Below are 17,496 nucleotides of genomic sequence, written 5' to 3' on the forward strand. Positions count from 1 at the left end.
CCGCCGCGCCATCGGAATCCATGTCGCAGCCTTCGTCCATGCTTCGTGCGTTCGCGCGGCTGTCGACCAGCCTGAAAATTCTCATCGTGCTGTCGCTGGCCTTGCTGCCGCTGGGCATCATCGCGTCACTCGCCTCGATCGAGACAGCAAAGGCCAATCGCACGAATCGCGAGGCGGCCGCGCGCCTGCTCGCGAACGACAGCGCCGAACGTTTCAACCTTTATATCGACCATGTCGCTGGGCTCCTCCATGCCGCCCAGCGGAACGGCCCAGCCGGCTGCCGCCGTGCGATCACCGCGCTGGACGCACCGGGCGCGGCCGTCGCGATCTTCAACGCTGGCGGCAAGCTGATCTGCTCGAGCCGCCCGCTGGTCGCGACCTCGCCGATGCTGGCGGCCGGCCCCGCCCCGATCGCAACGATCGATGGCGAGGATCAGGCGGTTCGCCTGATCGCGAGCGCCGGCGACGTGCCCGGCTGGGCGTTCGCCGTGCTACCCAAGGCGCTGTTGGCCCGCTCGCTGCATCCCAATGCGCTCGACGGCAGCTATGCGCTCCGGCTCGACGACCAGAGCGGCCAGACGCTGAGCCTCGCCACGATCGAGAGCGTCCCGCTCGGCCGCAGCGTGTTGGCCAGTTTCCCGATCGCCGGCGGCCAGCTGCGGCTGACGATGACGATCGCGACCCCGCCGCTCAGTGCCAACGAGATCCTGCTCACGCTTCTGCCGCTGCTGATGTGGATCTCGGCCGCCGCGATCGGCTGGCTGGTCGTTGACAGGCTGATCCTGCGCCCGCTCGACGCGATGCAGGAGGCGGTCGACCGCTACCGGCTCACCGGCCATTTCGAAACGCCGCCGCTCACCACCCCCGCCCTCGAGATCCGCACGCTGGGTCACGCCTTCCAGCGCGCCGCGCTGACGATCACGCGGCATGAGGCCGAGCTCGAGGAGGGTCTTGCCCGGCAGACCAAGCTGACCCGCGAGGTCCATCATCGCGTCAAGAACAACCTTCAGGTCGTCGCCAGCCTGCTCAACATTCACGCGCGCGGCGCCCGCACGCCCGAGGCCGCCGACGCCTATGCCACGATCCAGCGCCGGGTCGACGCGTTGGCGCTCGTCCACCGCAGCCATTATGCCGAGCTTGAGGTCAACCAGGGCATCGCGCTGCGCCCGCTGATCGGCGAGCTCGCCGCCAATCTGCGCCGGTCACTCCCGGGTAAGATCAAGCCGCCGGTGATCTCGCTCGCTGTCGGCCTTTTCCATGTCCAGCAGGACGCTGCGATCTCCGCTGCCTTCCTGCTCGTCGAGCTGGTCGAGACCGCAATGACGCGGCTGCCCGGCACGACGATCGCGATCACGCTAGAGGCGGTGCGCGGCCGCGGCGATCGCGCCCTGCTGACGGTCCGCTCGCCCGCGCTGGCACGCGACGCCGCCCCGGTCGACGACCGCTTCGAGCTGTTCGAGCGCGTCGTCGGCGGACTGGCCCGCCAGATTCGCGCGCCGCTCGAGCGCGACGAAGTCCGCGGGACCGCGACAATCGAGCTCACCGTATTGGACGAGGCGACGCGCGCCGGCGCCGCCTGAGCGCTCAGCCTCGCTTTGCAGCGGGCGCCCCGTGCCGTCGCGCCGCCCTGCTCGCCGCGCATCGCCAGAAATTTCGCCAGCGCCGGAACCGCTCTCGGTCTTGCCCGTTTTATACCACGGATAGCGACCTTTTGCCCCCCCGCTCTCGCTATCCATCCATACCGGGCCCGGTACCCCGTCTTCCCCCCCAGACGGCGTTCCGGGCCCAAATTGTATCCGACGAAGATCGCAGACGCGCCAAGTTGCGGAACCATTGTTTCGGGGGCGCATTGTCCGGACGGCGACGACGCATCATGCTCGTCAGGTAAGGAGCTCATCATGGTTCGCAAGATTTTGACCGTTGGACTGATCGCTGGCACGTTCGCAATTTCCGCCTGCAACACCGTTGCCGGCGCTGGCAAGGACGTCTCTTCGGTCGGTCACGCGACCACGAAGGCCGCCGACAGCAACAAGTAAGTCCGTCCCCGGACGAGCTAGCGAGGGCGCTGCCGGCAACGGCGGCGCCCTTTTCGCGTCGGATGTCGGGACCTAAGCGGCTTCGGCTTCGCGCGCGCGGCGGCGCTCGGTGAACCAGATCGCGATCAGCGCGAACTCGTAGAGCAGCACCAGCGGCACCGCGAGCAGCAGCATCGACACGACATCGGGCGGCGCCAGCAATGCGGCGATGCCGAAGATCGCGACCACCGCATAGCGCCGGCCCTTGACGAGCTGGGTGCGCGTGACGATCCCCGCGCGCTCGAGCAGCATCATCAGCACCGGCAGTAGAAACGCGACGCCGAAGCCGAACAGGAATTTGGTGACGAAGGCGAGATAATTGCCGATCGCCGGCAGCGCCTCCTGCTGGATCCCGCCGACATTGCCCTGGAAACCGAGCAGGAAGTGCAGCGCCAGTGGCATCGCCATATAATAGGCCATCGCCGCGCCCGACAGGAACAGCACTGGGGTCAGGATGAGGAACGGCAGCAGCGCGCGCTTCTCCTTGCCGTAGAGCCCGGGTGCGACGAACCGCCAGATCTGGTTGGCGACGACGGGGAAGCTCAGCATGATCGCCGAAAATAGCGCCACCTTGAGCTTGGCGAAAAACGCCTCGAACACGTCGGTATAGATCAGCTTGCCCTGACCCGCACGCAGCAGCGGCTGAACCAGGAAGGCGAAGATATTCTCCGCGAAATAATAGCACACGCAGAACGCCAGCCCGAGCGCAGCGAACGCCCAGATCAGCCGGCGCCTGAGCTCGATCAGATGTTCGAGAAGCGGCGCACGCGTGTCGTCGAGCTCGTCCTCGCCCCCGGTCATCGTTCAGCCCTGCCGCTGGGCTTCAGCGGGCGGTGTCGGCTGATGCTCAAGCGCGACGGCCGCCTCGGACGGTGACGCGATCGCAGGCACAGACGCAGGCGCCGCGATCTCCCCGGCCGGCGTCGCCCCACCGCCGATCAGATCGGCATGCTCGCGCATGATCCGCTCGTTCTCGGCTTTCCACTTCGCTTCCATCTCATGCAACTCGGCATCGCGGACCATGTCGTCCATCGCGGTGCGGAAATGGCGTGCCATCGTCCGCCCCTTGCCGACCCACTGGCCGACGAAGCGCATCACGCGCGGCAGGTCCTTGGGACCAATGAAGACAATCGCGACGAGGGCCACGAGCATCATCTCGGACGGGGCGATATCGAACATCGACGCTCAGTGCTGGAGGGACGGTCGCGACGCGCTCAGTCGTGCGGCCGGTCGTCGCGCATCGGCTGGAGGTTGCGATCGACGGTCGGATCGAGCGGCGCCTGCTGCTGAAGCTGCGCGGTGGTACGCGGCGGCACGGGATGGGTGGCGTCGTCTTCGTCAGCCATGCCCTTCTTGAACTGCTTCACGCCCTTGGCGACATCGCCCATCAACGCGGAGAAGCGGCCGCCGCCGAGCAGGAGCGCCGCGACCACGGCGAGAAGCAGGATGTGCGGAAGGGACAGGCCCATGACAAATCTCCGGAAGGATAATTAACCCCTATCTAGGCGTCATCGTCGCCGCTTGCTACCTCGACGTTGAAAAGCGCTTCGTCGACCGGATCGAGCAGCCCCGCGGCGCGCAGATCGTCGATCCCCGGCAGGTCGCGCCGGCTGGCCAGGCCGAAATGCGTGAGGAAGCTTGCGGTGGTCGCGTAGATCAGCGGCCGCCCCGGCACCTCGCGCCGGCCGGCCGGCCGCACCCAGCCAGCCTCCATCAGCACGTCGAGCGTCCCCTTAGAGATCTGGACGCCGCGAATCGCCTCGATCTCGGCCCGGCTGACGGGCTCGTGATAGGCGATGATCGCCAATGTCTCGATCGCAGCGCGGCTAAGCCGACGCGGTTCTTCGCGCGTTCGGCGCAGGATGTGCGCAAGATCGGGCGCGGTTTCGAAATGCCAGCGTCCGCCGCGTTCGACCGGCCGAATGCCACGCGACGCATAGCGCTCGACGAGCGTCGCGAGGGCGGTAGCGACATCGACGCCCTCTCCCGCCGCGGCCGCGATCTCGGCGACCGACAGCGACTGCTCGGCGGCGAACAACACCGCCTCGACGGCTCGATCGTCATGCCCGATCATGCCGCGCGGACCCACAGCGTTGCAAAGGCCGCATCCTGTCGCAGCTCGAGCCGGCCCTGCTTGGCAAGTTCGAGCATCGCGAGGAAGCTTGACGCCCGCGCCGACCGCGCCATCGTGGGATCGCTGGTTGTGGGTAGGAAGCCTTCGAGCGCAGTCCAGTCGAGCGTATGGCCGAGCATCGCCTCGACGCGCTGCAGGGCGGCGTCGAGCATCATCACCGGGCGGCGCGAGACGACGTGGAGCACCGGGACGTTGCGCGCGGTGATCGCGCCATAGGCGGTGATCAGATCGTAGAGATCGGCCTGCCACGCCGCCTTGCGGATCACGCGCAGCCCTTCCGGCGCGCCGCGCGCGAAGACGTCGCGCCCGATCCGGTCGCGCGCCATCAGCCGCGCCCCTGCCTCGCGCATCGCATCGAGCCGCTGGAGACGCAGTTGCAGTCGCAGTGCCAGTTCGGCGGGGTCCGGCTCGATGTCGGGATCGCGCGGCAGCAGCAGCCCCGATTTGAGATAGGCCAGCCACGCCGCCATCACGAGATAATCGGCGGCGATCTCGAGCTTGAGCGCGCGCGCGTCCTCGATGAAGGCGAGATATTGTTCGACCAGGGCAAGGATCGACAATTCGCGCAGATCGACCTTCTGCGAGCGCGCCAGCGTCAGCAGCAGATCGAGCGGCCCCTCCCAGCCGTCGATGTCGATCGTGAGCGTGTCGTCGTCCATGGGGGCAAGCTAGCGCGCGACCGCCGCGCTGCCAAACCGGGGGAATGCGAATTTCGCAGCGCTACCGTTCCCTGGCGAACGCCGGGGCCCAGGTCTCACGCTTGCAATTGCCGTCACCTCCGCCACGGGTTCGGGGCCTGGGCTCCGGCTTCCGCCGGGGAACGGCTAAGCCAAGGCCAGCAGCGCGTCTCGCCGCGCGGCGAGATCGTCGAAGCTGTCGACCGGCGCCGCACCGGCGATCGTCGCCATCGCGCGATCGAGCCGCGTCATCGCCGCCGCGCCGATCGGCCCCAGCGCGCCCGCCACCGCTTCCATCTCGGCGAGATCGCCCGAGCAGTGCAGCGCGATGTCGCAGCCGGCCGCGATCACGCCGCCCGCGCGCTCGCTGAAATCGCCGGACAGCGCGCGCATGCCGAGGTCGTCGGACATCAGCAGTCCGTCGAAGCCGATCCGGCCGCGGATGATGTCGGCGATCACGACCGGCGACAGGCTGGCGCAGCGCTCCGCGTCCCAGGCGGTGTAGACGACGTGCGCGGTCATTCCCATCGGCGCGTCGCGCAATCGCTCGAACGGACGGATGTCGTCGGCAAGCGCCGCGTCGGACGCTGTGACGACGGGCAGTACCTTGTGGCTATCCGCCATCGCGCGGCCATGGCCGGGCATATGCTTGACGACGCCGACGACGCCGCCCTCGCGCAAGCCGTCGAGCACCAACCGGCCGAGCGAGGCGACCTGGATCGGGTCGGCACCGAACGAGCGGTCGCCGATGATCGCATCGGCATCGGGCCGGCGCACATCGAGCAGCGGCAGGCAGTCGACGGTGATGCCCGACTCGCGCAACATCACTGCGATCGCCAGCGCGTTGAGCCGCACCGCCTCCATCGCCGAGACCGGCGCTTTCTCATACAAGCGGGCAAAGGGTTCGGCGGCCGGCAGCTCCGGCCATTCGGGCGGCGCCATACGCTGGACGCGCCCGCCCTCCTGGTCGATCAGGATCGGCAGATCGTCGCGTCCCGACAGCGCACGCAGATTGTCGGTCAGCGCGCGCAATTGCGCACGATCGACGCAATTGCGCTTGAAGAGGATGTAGCCGGCCGGGTCGGCCGCGCGGAAGAAGCTGCGTTCGGCCTCGCCGAGCACCGGCCCGGCGAGGCCCAGAAAGGCCGGTATCATGGGGTCAGGCGCTACGCCTCAGCCGACGACCGTGCAAGCCTCGCCCGCGACCTTGAGCTTCGAGCAGACCGTCGCGGCCTGGCCGCCGGCACCGGCGCGGAGCCGGTAATAGGTCTTGCCGTTGACCTCGGCCTTGACCACCGAATGGGTCAACGCGCCGAGATAGGCATAGCGGCCTGACAGCGACTTCCAGGCGGCGTCGGCCTTGGCCTGGCTGTCGAGCGCGCCGAGCTGGATCGTCCCGCCTGCAGCCGGAGCCGATGCGGTGACCGACTCGACGGGGGCGACCTTGGCCGGTGCCGGCTTGGCGGGGGCAAGCTTCGCCGACGCGACCGGGGTGGGCTCAGGCTTGGCGGTCTCGGCCTTGGCGGGCGCGATCTTGGCGGGCGCGATCTTGGCCGGCTCGACCGGCTTCGCCTCGGGCGCCTTGGCATCCGCGGTCTTGCCCTTGATCGGCGCCTCGGGAATCGCGGAGAGGTCAATCTTGGCGTTGGGGTCGGCGCCTTCGCTCGCCGCGTAGCTCGAATCGCCCTGGCCCTTGACCTGCATGCCGCCGGCATCGGCCGGCTTGGTCTTGTAGGGACCGGACTGCGCCGCGATCAGCGTCGGGTCGCTCGCCGAGGTACCGGGGCCGCCCGCACGCTGCTTGAGCCAATAGACGCCGCCGACGACGAGACCCAGCGCGATCAACGCCACCACGACACCCGCGATCAGGCGGGCGGCAGAGACGCCTTCTTCGGCGCCCTCCTCGTCCACCGGCTCCAGCCAGGGCAGGCGATCCTCTTCCATAGTGCCACGCCCAAGGTCCGACATCATTACATCTCCTCGGCCGCGGCGACCCCCATGATCGCCAGACCGTTTCGCACTATCTGCCCGATGGCTTCGGCAAGGGAAAGCCGTGCTTGTGTCGTAGCGGGATCGCCCTGCACCAAAAAGCGACGATCGGGCGCGTCGTTGCCGCGATTCCACAGCGCGTGGAACGCGCCGGCGAGATCGTAGAGGTAGAAGGCGACGCGATGCGGCTCGCGCGTCGCGGCGGCCTGCTCGACGATCCGCGGGAATTGCGCGGCGAGCCGGACGAGTCCGAGCTCCTCGTCGTCGAGCCGCGCCCAGTCGGCCGCGCCCTCGCCCGCCAGGCCGAGTTCGGCCGCCTTGCGCTGCACCGAGCGAATCCGGGCATGCGCATATTGGACGTAGAAGACCGGATTGTCCTTCGAGGCCTCGACCACCTTGGCGAAGTCGAAATCCATCTGCGCGTCGGCCTTGCGGGTCAGCATCGTGAAGCGGACGACGTCGCGCCCGACCTCGCGCACGACATCGGCCAGCGTCACGAACTGCCCCGAGCGCTTGGACATTTTGACCGGCTCGCCGTTACGCAGCAGCTTGACCATCTGAACAAGCTTGACGTCGAAGCGCTTGCCGCCGGTGAGCGCCTTCACGGCCGCCTGGATGCGGCTGACGGTGCCGGCATGATCGGCGCCCCAGATGTCGATCAGTTCGTCGGCCTCTGCCGCCTTCTGCGCGTGATACGCGAGATCGGTGCCGAAATAGGTGAGCCCGCCCTTGGAGTTGCGCACCGGGCGATCCTGGTCGTCGCCGAACTGCGTCGAGCGGAACAGCGTCATCTCGACCGGCTCCCAGTCGTCGGGAAGCTTGCCTTTGGGCGCCTCGAGCACGCCCTGGTAGAGCAGGCCCTTGGCCTCGAGCTCCGCAAAGGCGGCCGTGACCTTGCCGGAATCCTGGACCTCGGCCTCGGAGGCGAACAGGTCGTGATGGATGCCGAGCAAAGCGAGGTCGGCGCGGATCATGTCGAGCATCGCCGCCACCGCCTTGGCACGGAACAGGTCGAGCCATTCGGCCTCCGGCGCCCTGGCATAGCGTTCGCCAAATTCGGCGGCGAGCGCGGCACCGACGGGCACCAGATAGTCGCCCGGGTAGAAACCCTCCGGAATCTCGCCGATGTCCTCGCCGAGCGCTTCGCGGTAGCGCAGATGCGCCGAGCGGCCGAGCGTCTGGACCTGCGACCCGGCGTCGTTGACATAATATTCGCGCGTCACCGGATGACCGACGAAGGCGAGCAGGCTGGCCAGCGCATCGCCGACGACCGCGCCGCGGCAATGGCCCATGTGCATCGGCCCGGTCGGGTTCGCCGAGACATATTCGACGTTGACGCGGTGCCCCGCGCCCGCGGTCGAGCGGCCATAGTCGCCGCGCAGGTCGAGGATCGCCGCGAGTTCGTCGTGCCACACGTCCGGCGCGAGCCGCAGGTTGACGAAGCCCGGCCCCGCGATCTCGACTGCGGTGACGCCCGGGATCTGCGCCAGCTTGGGCAGCAGCAGCGCGGCCAGCGCGCGCGGATTGCTGCCGGCGGGCTTGGCGAGCACCATCGCGGCATTGGTCGACAGGTCGCCATGGCTCGGATCGCGCGGCGGCTCGATCGAGACCGCGCGGCGTGGCAGGCCCGGCGGCAGCGCGCCATCGGCTTCGAGACCATCGAGGATACGGCCGATCTCATCGGCGAAACGGAGGTAGAGCGTCACGGGCGGTCCGGTCTTGTGCTGGCGGTGCGGGCCTGCGCCTGTAGCGTGGCGGCGGCGGCGGGGCAAACCGACTGCGGCATCTCTCGATCTGTCGCTCGCGTGCGCAGATGCGGGCTTCGCCTTGTGCCGCGGCGAGCTCCCGACGTCCGCCGCCGAACCGCGCCCGCGATGATTGCCGCGCCACATCGCCCCGATTGCGGATGCTGCTTGGAGATGCGATCCTGCGGCATGCAGGACGTTGCGCCGACCGCGAAAAGGACATCCGGCTGGCTTTCGGTCGCGGGCTTCGCCGGGCTCGGCGCGTTCGCCGCCATGTCGCTCGGTCGCGTGCGAAAATTGCGCAGGGTGTCGCCGGACCTGCGCAGCGCCGGGCTGATGTTGATGCCGCCAATCGCGGCGCCGCTGATACCGATGATCCGGCACGCGACGCGGCGGCGCGCTGCATCGACACCGGTGCCGGACGGCGTCGCCGTGTCGTACCAGCATGTCCGCGGCGCGCCTGGCGCACCGGACGTTCGTGTGATGACGGTCGCACGGGCCGGCCATGCCGGGACGGGCCCGGCGCTGCTCTGGCTGCACGGCGGCGGCTATGTGTTCGGCACGCCGGAGATGGACCTGCCTTTGCTGGCACGCATCGTCGAGCGCGCGGATATCCGGATCTTTAGCGTCGACTATCGGCTCGCGCCGCACGCCCCTTATCCCGCCGCACTCGACGATGCGATGGCGGCGCTGCGCTGGATCGTCGAAGGCGCCGCGGCGCTTGGCGTAGACCCGCGGCGTATCGCAATCGGCGGCAACAGCGCAGGCGGCGGGCTTGCAGCCGCACTCGCGCAACGCGCCTGCGACGAGGGCATGACGCCTGCCTTCCAGCTGCTGATGTACCCGATGCTCGATGACCGGACGGTCTGTCGGGGCGACCGGCAGGGCCGCGGGGAGCTGGTCTGGACACCGCGCAACAACCGCCATGGCTGGGCCGCCTATCTCGGTCATCCGCCCTGCCGCGATGACGCGCCATCCTATGCGGCACCAGCCCGACGCGAACAGCTAGGCGGCCTGCCTCCGGCCTGGATCGGCGTCGGCACGCTCGACCTCTTCCACGACGAGGATGTCGCCTATGCGGAGCGGCTGCGCGCGGCGGGCGTCCCGTGCGCGCTCGCCGTCGTCGCCGATGCCCCGCATGCGTTCGACCTGTTCAATTTCGAGTCGCGGATTGCGCACCATTTCCACGACGGGATGATTTCGGCGCTGCTCGCAGCCTATGCGAAGATCACGCCGACGCCGCCCTAGCCGCGCCGCGGGCGACGTCCTTGGCTGCGCGTCATCGGATCGGGCTTGGGCGGCGCCTTCCAGCCAGGGGGCGGCGTCAGGCGCTGCTGGCTGGACCCCAGGCCCATCGCGCCCGGCTGTTGCCGCGTCAGGCCGGTCGTGTCGGCGGAGGCGGCCTCGTCCGCTTCGGCACCTCCGCGCATCAGGCTTATCCGATCGCGTAGCCGACGCGCCTCTTCGAAATCGAGCGCAGCCGCAGCGGCCTCCATCTGTACGCGTAGCTGGTCGATCGTCTCCGCCATCTAACGACAACGTCCGTGCGATCCGCTGGGTTCACGCCGGTGACCGTCCGGTCAAAAACCTTCGGGCAGCGTCACCGGCCCGACCACCGCGCAATGACGCGTAATCGCATAGCGATCGGTCATGCCGGCAATGAAGTCGGCGATGTGGCGCGTGCGATCGGGATCGGCGGCGGGCAGCGTCCGGCGCCATTCCGGCGGGAGAAGAGACGGATCGGCGGCATAGGCCGCGAACAGCCGCACGAGCACGCCACGCGCCTCGTCCGCGACCGCAATCTGCGAGGGGCTGTGATACAGCGTCGCATACATGAAGCGCTTGAGCGCGCGCTCCTCGGCCGCCATCTCGCTCGAAAACCCCGCAAGCTCGACACCCGCCGAGCGGACGTCGGCGACGGTCTCGACACCCGCCGCCACGATCCGGCGACGCGTCTCTCCGATCACGTCGTTGACCATCACCCCGATCTGGTCGCGGACGAGTTCGCGTGCCAGGCCATCGTGCGGCACATCGGGATGGCGTTCGCAGACCGCACGCCACCGATCCGCGACCAGCGGCACCGTGCACAGCTGATCGAGATCGAGGATGCCGGCGCGAAGGCCGTCGTCGATGTCGTGATTGTCGTACGCAATGTCGTCGGCGATCGCGGCGACCTGGGCTTCCAGGCTGGGCCAGCGATCGAGCGCGAGCGGAAACGTCGCATCGATCGCGGCCAGCGCCCACGGCGCGTCGGCGACCGGCCCATTATGCTTGGCGAGCCCCTCGAGCATGTCCCAGCTCAGATTGAGCCCGGCCCAGCGCGGATAGGGGCTTTCCAGCTGCGTCAGCACGCGCAGCGTGTGGGCATTGTGGTCGAAGCCCCCGGCGTGCGCGGTGGCGGCCTCGAGCGCGTCCTCGCCGGCATGGCCGAAAGGCGGGTGGCCGATGTCATGCGCTAGGCACAGCGCCTCGGTCAGATCCTCGTTGAGCCCCAATGCGCGGGCGATCGTGCGGCCGATCTGCGCGACCTCGAGGCTGTGGGTCAGCCGAACACGGAAATGATCGCCGTCGGGGGCGATGAACACCTGCGTCTTGTGGCGCAGCCGGCGGAAGGCGATCGCATGGATGATGCGGTCGCGGTCCCGCTGGAAGGCGTCGCGCGGCCCCCGCGTCTCGCCGCTCGGCGCAGCATGCTGACGGACCGCGCCCACCGGGTCCGCCGCATAGGATGCAGGCTCCGTCACTGGCCGGTGTCGACCTTCTCGACCTTCTGGCCCTTGCTCGTCTTGACGGTGAAGCCCGACAGCCCCTTGCCTGCCATCTTGTTGACGAAGACCTGCGCCTCGTCCTCGCTCTTGAACGGTCCGACCAGCAGGCGATTGGTCGCCTTGACCGGCGTGGTCTGCGCGGTCTTGCCCTTGAGCAGGTCCGGGGCTTTTTTCTTCAGCCCCGTCCAGGCCTTGTCCATGTCGTCCTTGTTGGCGCCGCCGGCGACCTGAACGAACACGCGCTCCGGCTCGGCCTTGGCCGACTCCCTCTTCGATTTCGCCGGCTTGTCGCCGTCATCATCCTGCAGCGCCTTCCTGTCGCGCGCCGCCTTGCGCGATTTCGGCGTCTCCTCGCTGCTGTCGTCGGCGGCGGCCAGCTTGCCGTGCACCGCCTTGCGGGACTTGGCGCTGTGCTCGTCGCGATCATCGGTCGCAGCCAGCTTGCCGCGCGCACCCTTGCGCGAGGATGTGGTGTCGCTGCCGGCATCGTCCACCGCGGCGCGACTATTCTTGCGGCCCTTCGCGCTGACCTTGTCGCCGCCAGTATCCGCATCGGCGAGCGTGTCGCGAGCCGCCTTTGCACCCTTGCGGCGGGTGCTCGCGCTGTCGTCCGCGTCATCCGTCGTCGCCGACGCGCGCGTCTTGCCCTTGGCCGACGCATCGTCGTCAGCCGAAGCCGTGCGGGTGGCATGGCGGCCCCTCGTCCGCGTCGATGTCGGCTCGTCGCTGGCCTTGTCGACCATCGGCGCGCTGGACTGGTCGGCGTTCTCGTCGGCGTGGGCGAGCCTCATGCGCGGCGGCTTCGTCCTGGGCGTGACGTGGACGACGGGCGTGCCGACCGTCTGCTGCGACGCGACGCTCGCCGGCGCAGCGCGCTGCTCCGCGACGGTCGGCGCCACAGTGGCCGGCGTCGAGGGCATCGGCGTTGGCGAGACCGTTTGCGGCCTGGCCGCAGCCGCTCGCCCAACCGGCCTGACCGCATCGTGCGGCAGGTCATAATGTCCGGTCGGCGCCGGTGTCGGTAGATCCGGTTCGCTGGCCGCAGCCGCCGGTGGTGGCCCCGCCTGGGCGAGCGTCGCCGCCGGCGGAACCGATGCAGGCGCCTTGGCCGCCGGCATGACCTGCGGGCCCGGCGACGATGCGGTGGGCATCGCGGTGGTGCCCGAAGAGAGCGCGGCAGATCGCTCGGTCGCCGGCGCTGCCGTCGTCGGCGCTGAAACCGCTGGAGCCGCGGCAGGCTTCACCACCGCAACGCGCGGCGCAAGCGCCGGCGACGGCCCGACGCGCGCCACTGTCGACGCGGGGATCGGTGCCAGATCGCTCGCATGTGTCGCGACCTGCGGCGACGGCGCAACCGTCGGCGCCGGTCTCGCCGCCGCGCGCGGTGGCGTCGCGTAGGTCGGCGCGACGCCGGTGTTGGCGAGTTCGGTCGCCGAATAGGCACGACCGGCGGCAGGCATCTCGCCGAAATTGACCGCGCGCGCCTTGTCGGCGGGCGACAGCGTCGCGAGCCGGACCAGGAAGGGCTGCAGCATCTCGGCCTGTTGCGGCAGCATGATGTGCGTGATGGAAGCAGCCCCCTTGGCGTCCCCATTCATCGCCAACACGAAGGTCTGCGCGCGCCAGCCAGCGATGTCGCGCTTGCGGATCAACGGGTCGAGGGTCGCGATCGCCGCCGCCTTGTCGCCCGAAATCCCCTGCGACAGCGCGAGCCGGCGGCGGACCAGATCATTCTCGGGATGTGCGCCGAGCACCACGGCATAGTCGTGCTGTGCACGGCGCGTATCCCCGGTCAGGTCGTAGGCGAGCCCGCGATCCTCGGCGAGGTCCTCGTCGGGCACGCCGAGCCTGCTCGCCTCGGCGAACAGACGCAGCGCGTCCTGAGGCTTCTCGAGCTCGACCAGCGCCGAGCCCAGTCCCGCCTTCACGCGTCCGTCGTGCGGCGCGATCTCCTGCGCACGGCCGAAGAAACCGACCGCGGCATTGGGATCGCCGAGCACCAGCGCATTGTGGCCGGCGGCGGTCAGCGCCGCGAGATTGCCCGGTTCGACCGCGAGCGTACGCAGCGCCTGCGCGAGCAGTTCGGCGGGATCGCCGGGGCGCGGCAACGACTGGACCACCGCCCCCGTCGGATATTGTGCGAGCGCAGCAGGTGCCGCCGAAAGCAGCAGGACGGGCAGAGCCCAGCGGAACGAGGACGGGATCGGCATGGCGCAAGGCTTTGGGCGAGGTTGGCGGCCCGTGCAAGGGGCCCCCGCCTCGACACGCGCCCGATGCCCGCCGCACCGCGCTCGACCGATGGTTAAGCGCTTCTTTACCGATGCGAGTGCCTAGTCGCGCCAGACCAGGACGAGGAATGGTGATGAGTGGATTCGCACGATCGCGGCAGGCAGCGGCCCTCGGTGTGGCGCTCGCCGCCTGTAGCTCCTGTTCGCATCCGGCCGCCAAGCTCGCGGATGCACCGCAGGCGGCGCCCGTCGCCCAGCCGCGTCCCGTCCTTCCGGCCGAGTTCGGCGCGATCGTGCCGCCGCCCCGCGCGGCGGACGGCGGCTATCAGACGATCAATCACGGCATCGATGCCAAGCAGATGATCTGGCACGTCCGCGCCGCGCTCAATGTCGCCGCGATCGGCTGTCGCAGCGAGGCCGACGCCGCCCTTGTCCCGGCCTATAATGCGCTGCTCAAGCAGCAGAAGGTCGCTCTTGCAGGCGCCGACGCGGCGGTGAAGGCCGATTTCCACAGGCGGCTCGGGTCGGGCTGGCAGACGGCGCACGACGCCTACATGACCCAATTGTACAATTTCTTCGCGCAGCCCGCCGCCAAGGCACGCTTCTGCGCCGCCGCCGACATGGTCGCGCCGCAAGCCGCGGCGGTGCCGGCCGGCGGCTTCGAGACCTTCGCGCAGACTGCGCTCCCGCAGCTCGAGGCGCCCTTCATCGCCAGCTTCCGCGCCGTCGACGACTATCGCCTGGCTCTGGCGCAATGGACCGCCGAACAGAACGGGGCGCCCCGGACAGAACTCGCCGCGACGGCTCCGGTCAGCCGACCGCGGCTCAGCTATGCGGCGATGCCCGCGCTGCTGGCGTGGCAGCCCGATGCGGCGACGCGGATCGCGTCACGCTGAGGGCAAGCGTCCACGCTCACTGCAGTGCATGCCGGTATTGAGCCGGTATTGAGCCTGCACCCAGCGCCTTAATCATATCGTTCGCGGCCCTGGATCCCGAATCACGTCCGGGATAGCGGGCGAGACCGGCTGAGCGCGCCAGCCTTACTGGTTGTTCTGGCGGTTCAAAAAGCCCGGCAGATCGAGCGGATCCTTGCGCGACGCGGCAGGCTCTTCCTCGACCTGCGCCTTGGCCGCGCCACGCGCGATCGACGACATCCGCTCGAACAGCGTGCCGCCCTCGCGTGCCGCGCCCGCGGCGGCGCGGCCGGTACGCGGCGTCGCCGGCTCTGCGGCGATCTCGCCCGACGCGTTCCAGCGGCGGTTACCCTGCAAGGCGGCCGGATCGGCGTTGATCGACTCCGCCTGCGGCGGCAGCGGGTTCGGCGACACCGGCGGGGTAAGGATCGTCTCGCTGCCGAGCAGCAATTCGTCGGAATCGTCCGTCGCGGCAGGCGCGTCTTCGGCGTGCTCGACGGGCGTCACCGCGGTCGGCGTCACTGGCGCGGCAACCGCGGCCGGGGTGCCATCGCTGCGCGGCTTGGCGGCCGGGAAGCTGAACACCTTGGCGGGCTCGGCAGCGGCGGACTCGGCCGCCTCGATCCCGGTCGCCACGACCGAGACGCGGATCTTGCCCTCGAGGTCGTTGTTGAAGGCCGAGCCCCAGATGATGTTGGCGTCGGGATCGACCAGCTCGCGGATATGATTGGCGGCCTCGTCGACCTCCATGAGGCGCATGTCCTCGCCGCCGGTGATCGAGACGATCACGCCCTTGGCGCCCTTCATGCTGACGCCGTCGAGCAGCGGATTGGCGATCGCCTTCTCGGCGGCCTCGATCGCGCGATTGTCGCCCGAGGCCTCTCCGGTGCCCATCATCGCCTTGCCCATCTCACCCATGACGGAGCGGACGTCGGCAAAGTCGAGGTTGATCAGGCCGGGCATCACCATCAGGTCGGTAATGCCGCGAACGCCCTGCTGGAGAACCTCGTCGGCCATCTTGAACGCGTCCTTGAAGGTCGTGTTCGGGTTGGCGATCAGGAAGAGATTCTGGTTCGGAATGACGATCAGCGTATCGACGTGCTTCTGCAGCTCCTCGATCCCCGCTTCGGCCGAACGCATGCGACGTGCGCCCTCGAAGCTGAACGGCTTGGTGACGACGCCGACGGTCAGAATGCCGCGCTCGCGCGCCGCCTTCGCGATGACCGGGGCCGCACCGGTGCCGGTGCCCCCGCCCATGCCGGCGGCGATGAAGCACATATGCGCGCCCTCGAGCGCCTTTTCGACCTGCTCCATCGTCTCTTCGGCCGCGGCGCGCCCGATTTCGGGGCGCGAGCCGGCACCGAGGCCCTGGGTGATGCGGAGCCCGAGCTGGATGCGGCGCTCGGCGGGCGAATGGTTGAGCGCCTGCGCATCGGTGTTGGCGACGAGGAAGTCGACGCCCTGCACGGACGCCTCGATCATGTTGGCGATCGCGTTGCCGCCGGCGCCGCCGACGCCGATCACGCTGATGCGGGGGCGGAGCTCATCGACCTCAGGCCGCACGAATTCGATGCTCATCTTCAGACTCCTTGGAGCCGGGAGTGCCCCCAAAAGCTCGCTTCGCGTCAGCTTGCCAAAAGCAGCGCCCCGACGCACGCAAAAATATTAACAATCCACATATTTCTTAGTCGCGTGGCGCGGCAGACTCAATATCCGCTCCGGAACGCTGCGATCAGGCGGTGGACCAGTCCGCTCGGCGTCCGGCGCTCGGTGGCACCGGGCGAATCCGCACCGCGCAGATCGACCGGGTCGGACGCTGCATAGAGGGCGAGGCCGGTCAGCGTCGCGAAGGCCGGCCCCGAATGCGCCTCGGGCAGCGCGGTCAGCCCGCGCGGCCGGCCGACGCGCACCGCACGGCCGAGCACGCCCTGGATATAGTCGGCGATGCCCTTGAGCTCGGCGCCGCCACCGGTCAGCACCACCTGCCGCCCGACCGGCCCGGCAAAGCCGAGCTGCTTGAGCGCCGCGGCGATCTCCGTCGACAACAGGTCCAGCCGCTGGCGGATCACCGAGATCAGCTGCGCGCGCGTGATCCGCTGCGGCTCCGCCCCCTCTTCGACCCCCGCCATCGGCGCGACGTCGATCATGTCGTGATTGTCGCGCGGGCTCGTCGTCGCCGAACCGTAGAAGCATTTGATCCGCTCGGCCTGGCTGCGACGCGTACCGAAGGCCGAGGCGATATCGTCGGTAATGTCGGACCCGCCATAGGGTATCGCCGCCAGACCCACGAGCATCCCGCCGGCGAACAGCGACACGTTGGTGACGCCCGCACCGAGCTCGACCAGCGCGACGCCGAGTTCGCGCTCCTCGTCGGAGAGGCAGGCGAGACCGGTCGCGATCGGTGCGGCAACGATCGCCTTGACCGCAAGATGCGCGGATCGCACGGACAGGTCGAGGTTGCGCACCGGCGACGAATCCGCGGCGATGACGTGGATGTCGACGCCGAGCCGGTCGGCATGGAGCCCGAGCGGCTTCTTGACCCCCTGCACGCCGTCGAGCGTGTAGAGCGTCGGCTGCGCGTGGAGCACCATCCGCCCTTCGGGGTCGATCGAATTGCGCCCCGCATCGAGCAGGTCGTCGATATCGTCCTGCTCGATCCGGTGTCCGCCGAGCTCGACCTCGACCGAGGCGACGCGGCTGACCAGGCCGCCGGCGGAGAAACCCACCCAGACCTGCTCGATATTGACCCCGGCGATGCGCTCGGCCTGCTCGACCGCCTCGCGGATCGCGACCTCGGTGCGCTCCATGTCGGCGATATAGCCGCGCTTGACCCCGCGGCTCTCGCGCTGGCCGGTGCCGAGCACGGTCAGCTCACCCGTCTCGTTCAGCTGCGCGATCAGCGCGCAGACCTTGGACGAGCCGATATCGAGGGCGGTGATGAGCTTGTCGTTGCGGCCTTGCGCCAT

17 protein-coding genes are annotated in these 17,496 nt (G+C 69.2%); 4 read left to right on the forward strand and 13 right to left on the reverse strand.

Annotated features, from left to right (window positions below; translation table 11 throughout):
- The first annotated feature begins 38 nt into the window (after positions 1-38).
- Together Q0326_RS03585 and Q0326_RS03590 are read left to right on the forward strand one after the other, a co-directional pair.
- Positions 39-1,580 carry a sensor histidine kinase gene (locus Q0326_RS03585; protein ID WP_298687187.1) on the forward strand — a complete coding sequence of 514 codons (1,542 nt, stop codon included), beginning with the start codon at positions 39-41 and terminating at the stop codon, positions 1,578-1,580.
- A 318-nt stretch (positions 1,581-1,898) separates the two neighbouring features.
- Positions 1,899-2,036, forward strand: a complete 138-nt coding sequence (locus Q0326_RS03590; protein WP_298687189.1) for an entericidin A/B family lipoprotein — start codon at positions 1,899-1,901, stop codon at positions 2,034-2,036.
- 72 nt (positions 2,037-2,108) lie between these two features.
- Here the strand turns inward: Q0326_RS03590 and tatC are convergent, their stop codons facing one another.
- From tatC to argS, 8 genes are all read right to left on the reverse strand, one after another.
- Positions 2,109-2,876, reverse strand: coding sequence for a twin-arginine translocase subunit TatC (gene tatC, locus Q0326_RS03595; protein WP_298687191.1), 768 nt, complete (start codon positions 2,874-2,876; stop codon positions 2,109-2,111).
- Between the two features lie 3 nt (positions 2,877-2,879).
- Positions 2,880-3,254 (reverse strand): Sec-independent protein translocase protein TatB, encoded by a 375-nt coding sequence (gene tatB / locus Q0326_RS03600; RefSeq protein WP_298687193.1) that lies wholly within the window; start codon positions 3,252-3,254, stop codon positions 2,880-2,882.
- Positions 3,255-3,289: 35 nt separating this feature from the next.
- Positions 3,290-3,544, reverse strand: coding sequence for a twin-arginine translocase TatA/TatE family subunit (locus tag Q0326_RS03605; protein ID WP_298687195.1), 255 nt, complete (start codon positions 3,542-3,544; stop codon positions 3,290-3,292).
- Between the two features lie 32 nt (positions 3,545-3,576).
- Positions 3,577-4,149 carry an SMC-Scp complex subunit ScpB gene (gene scpB, locus Q0326_RS03610; protein WP_298687197.1) on the reverse strand — a complete coding sequence of 191 codons (573 nt, stop codon included), beginning with the start codon at positions 4,147-4,149 and terminating at the stop codon, positions 3,577-3,579.
- Entirely contained in the window at positions 4,146-4,868 is a 723-nt protein-coding gene (locus tag Q0326_RS03615) for a ScpA family protein (RefSeq protein WP_298687200.1), read from the reverse strand. The genes scpB and Q0326_RS03615 overlap by 4 nt, the downstream gene beginning before the upstream one ends.
- A gap of 165 nt (positions 4,869-5,033) precedes the next feature.
- A complete protein-coding gene (nagZ, locus tag Q0326_RS03620) occupies positions 5,034-6,041 on the reverse strand; it encodes a beta-N-acetylhexosaminidase (RefSeq protein ID WP_298687202.1) in 1,008 nt (335 codons plus the stop codon).
- Positions 6,042-6,059: 18 nt separating this feature from the next.
- The gene (locus Q0326_RS03625; RefSeq protein ID WP_298687204.1) at positions 6,060-6,857 is read right to left on the reverse strand and encodes an SPOR domain-containing protein; all 798 of its coding nucleotides are present in this window, start codon (positions 6,855-6,857) and stop codon (positions 6,060-6,062) included.
- Positions 6,857-8,581, reverse strand: coding sequence for an arginine--tRNA ligase (argS, locus tag Q0326_RS03630; protein ID WP_298687206.1), 1,725 nt, complete (start codon positions 8,579-8,581; stop codon positions 6,857-6,859). The genes Q0326_RS03625 and argS overlap by 1 nt, the downstream gene beginning before the upstream one ends.
- Before the next feature lie 228 nt (positions 8,582-8,809).
- On the opposite strand from argS, the gene Q0326_RS03635 reads away from it, so the two are divergent.
- Positions 8,810-9,868, forward strand: coding sequence for an alpha/beta hydrolase (locus Q0326_RS03635; protein WP_298687208.1), 1,059 nt, complete (start codon positions 8,810-8,812; stop codon positions 9,866-9,868).
- Here the strand turns inward: Q0326_RS03635 and Q0326_RS03640 are convergent.
- The 3 genes from Q0326_RS03640 to Q0326_RS03650 are packed head-to-tail and all read right to left on the reverse strand — an operon-like array spanning position 9,865 to position 13,598.
- Positions 9,865-10,149, reverse strand: coding sequence for a UvrB/UvrC motif-containing protein (locus Q0326_RS03640; RefSeq protein WP_298687210.1), 285 nt, complete (start codon positions 10,147-10,149; stop codon positions 9,865-9,867). The genes Q0326_RS03635 and Q0326_RS03640 overlap by 4 nt on opposite strands.
- Before the next feature lie 51 nt (positions 10,150-10,200).
- On the reverse strand, positions 10,201-11,364 hold the full coding sequence (locus Q0326_RS03645) for a deoxyguanosinetriphosphate triphosphohydrolase (RefSeq protein WP_298687212.1): 1,164 nt from the start codon (positions 11,362-11,364) through the stop codon (positions 10,201-10,203).
- On the reverse strand, positions 11,361-13,598 hold the full coding sequence (locus Q0326_RS03650) for an SPOR domain-containing protein (protein WP_298687214.1): 2,238 nt from the start codon (positions 13,596-13,598) through the stop codon (positions 11,361-11,363). The genes Q0326_RS03645 and Q0326_RS03650 overlap by 4 nt, the downstream gene beginning before the upstream one ends.
- Positions 13,599-13,750: 152 nt before the next feature.
- Between Q0326_RS03650 and Q0326_RS03655 the strand changes: the two genes are divergently transcribed.
- Positions 13,751-14,512 carry an SPOR domain-containing protein gene (locus Q0326_RS03655; RefSeq protein ID WP_298687215.1) on the forward strand — a complete coding sequence of 254 codons (762 nt, stop codon included), beginning with the start codon at positions 13,751-13,753 and terminating at the stop codon, positions 14,510-14,512.
- 144 nt (positions 14,513-14,656) lie between these two features.
- Here the strand turns inward: Q0326_RS03655 and ftsZ are convergent, their stop codons facing one another.
- Together ftsZ and ftsA are read right to left on the reverse strand one after the other, a co-directional pair.
- Entirely contained in the window at positions 14,657-16,108 is a 1,452-nt protein-coding gene (gene ftsZ / locus Q0326_RS03660) for a cell division protein FtsZ (protein WP_298687217.1), read from the reverse strand.
- 128 nt (positions 16,109-16,236) lie between these two features.
- A complete protein-coding gene (gene ftsA, locus Q0326_RS03665) occupies positions 16,237-17,496 on the reverse strand; it encodes a cell division protein FtsA (protein ID WP_298687219.1) in 1,260 nt (419 codons plus the stop codon).

Origin of the sequence: uncultured Sphingomonas sp., from assembly GCF_937859915.1 — a bacterium.
Taxonomy (GTDB): domain Bacteria; phylum Pseudomonadota; class Alphaproteobacteria; order Sphingomonadales; family Sphingomonadaceae; genus Solisphingomonas.

Excerpts from the sequence above, each read along its gene's own strand:
- Q0326_RS03585 (WP_298687187.1), top strand. The coding sequence starts at position 39 with ATGCTTCGTGCGTTCGCGCGGCTGTCGACCAGCCTGAAAATTCTCATC.
- Q0326_RS03590 (WP_298687189.1), top strand. The coding sequence starts at position 1,899 with ATGGTTCGCAAGATTTTGACCGTTGGACTGATCGCTGGCACGTTCGCA.
- tatC (WP_298687191.1), bottom strand. The coding sequence starts at position 2,876 with ATGACCGGGGGCGAGGACGAGCTCGACGACACGCGTGCGCCGCTTCTC.
- tatB (WP_298687193.1), bottom strand. The coding sequence starts at position 3,254 with ATGTTCGATATCGCCCCGTCCGAGATGATGCTCGTGGCCCTCGTCGCG.
- Q0326_RS03605 (WP_298687195.1), bottom strand. The coding sequence starts at position 3,544 with ATGGGCCTGTCCCTTCCGCACATCCTGCTTCTCGCCGTGGTCGCGGCG.
- scpB (WP_298687197.1), bottom strand. The coding sequence starts at position 4,149 with ATGATCGGGCATGACGATCGAGCCGTCGAGGCGGTGTTGTTCGCCGCC.
- Q0326_RS03615 (WP_298687200.1), bottom strand. The coding sequence starts at position 4,868 with ATGGACGACGACACGCTCACGATCGACATCGACGGCTGGGAGGGGCCG.
- nagZ (WP_298687202.1), bottom strand. The coding sequence starts at position 6,041 with ATGATACCGGCCTTTCTGGGCCTCGCCGGGCCGGTGCTCGGCGAGGCC.
- Q0326_RS03625 (WP_298687204.1), bottom strand. The coding sequence starts at position 6,857 with ATGATGTCGGACCTTGGGCGTGGCACTATGGAAGAGGATCGCCTGCCC.
- Q0326_RS03635 (WP_298687208.1), top strand. The coding sequence starts at position 8,810 with ATGCAGGACGTTGCGCCGACCGCGAAAAGGACATCCGGCTGGCTTTCG.
- Q0326_RS03640 (WP_298687210.1), bottom strand. The coding sequence starts at position 10,149 with ATGGCGGAGACGATCGACCAGCTACGCGTACAGATGGAGGCCGCTGCG.
- Q0326_RS03650 (WP_298687214.1), bottom strand. The coding sequence starts at position 13,598 with ATGCCGATCCCGTCCTCGTTCCGCTGGGCTCTGCCCGTCCTGCTGCTT.
- Q0326_RS03655 (WP_298687215.1), top strand. The coding sequence starts at position 13,751 with ATGAGTGGATTCGCACGATCGCGGCAGGCAGCGGCCCTCGGTGTGGCG.
- ftsZ (WP_298687217.1), bottom strand. The coding sequence starts at position 16,108 with ATGAGCATCGAATTCGTGCGGCCTGAGGTCGATGAGCTCCGCCCCCGC.
- ftsA (WP_298687219.1), bottom strand. The coding sequence starts at position 17,496 with ATGGCGCAAGGCCGCAACGACAAGCTCATCACCGCCCTCGATATCGGC.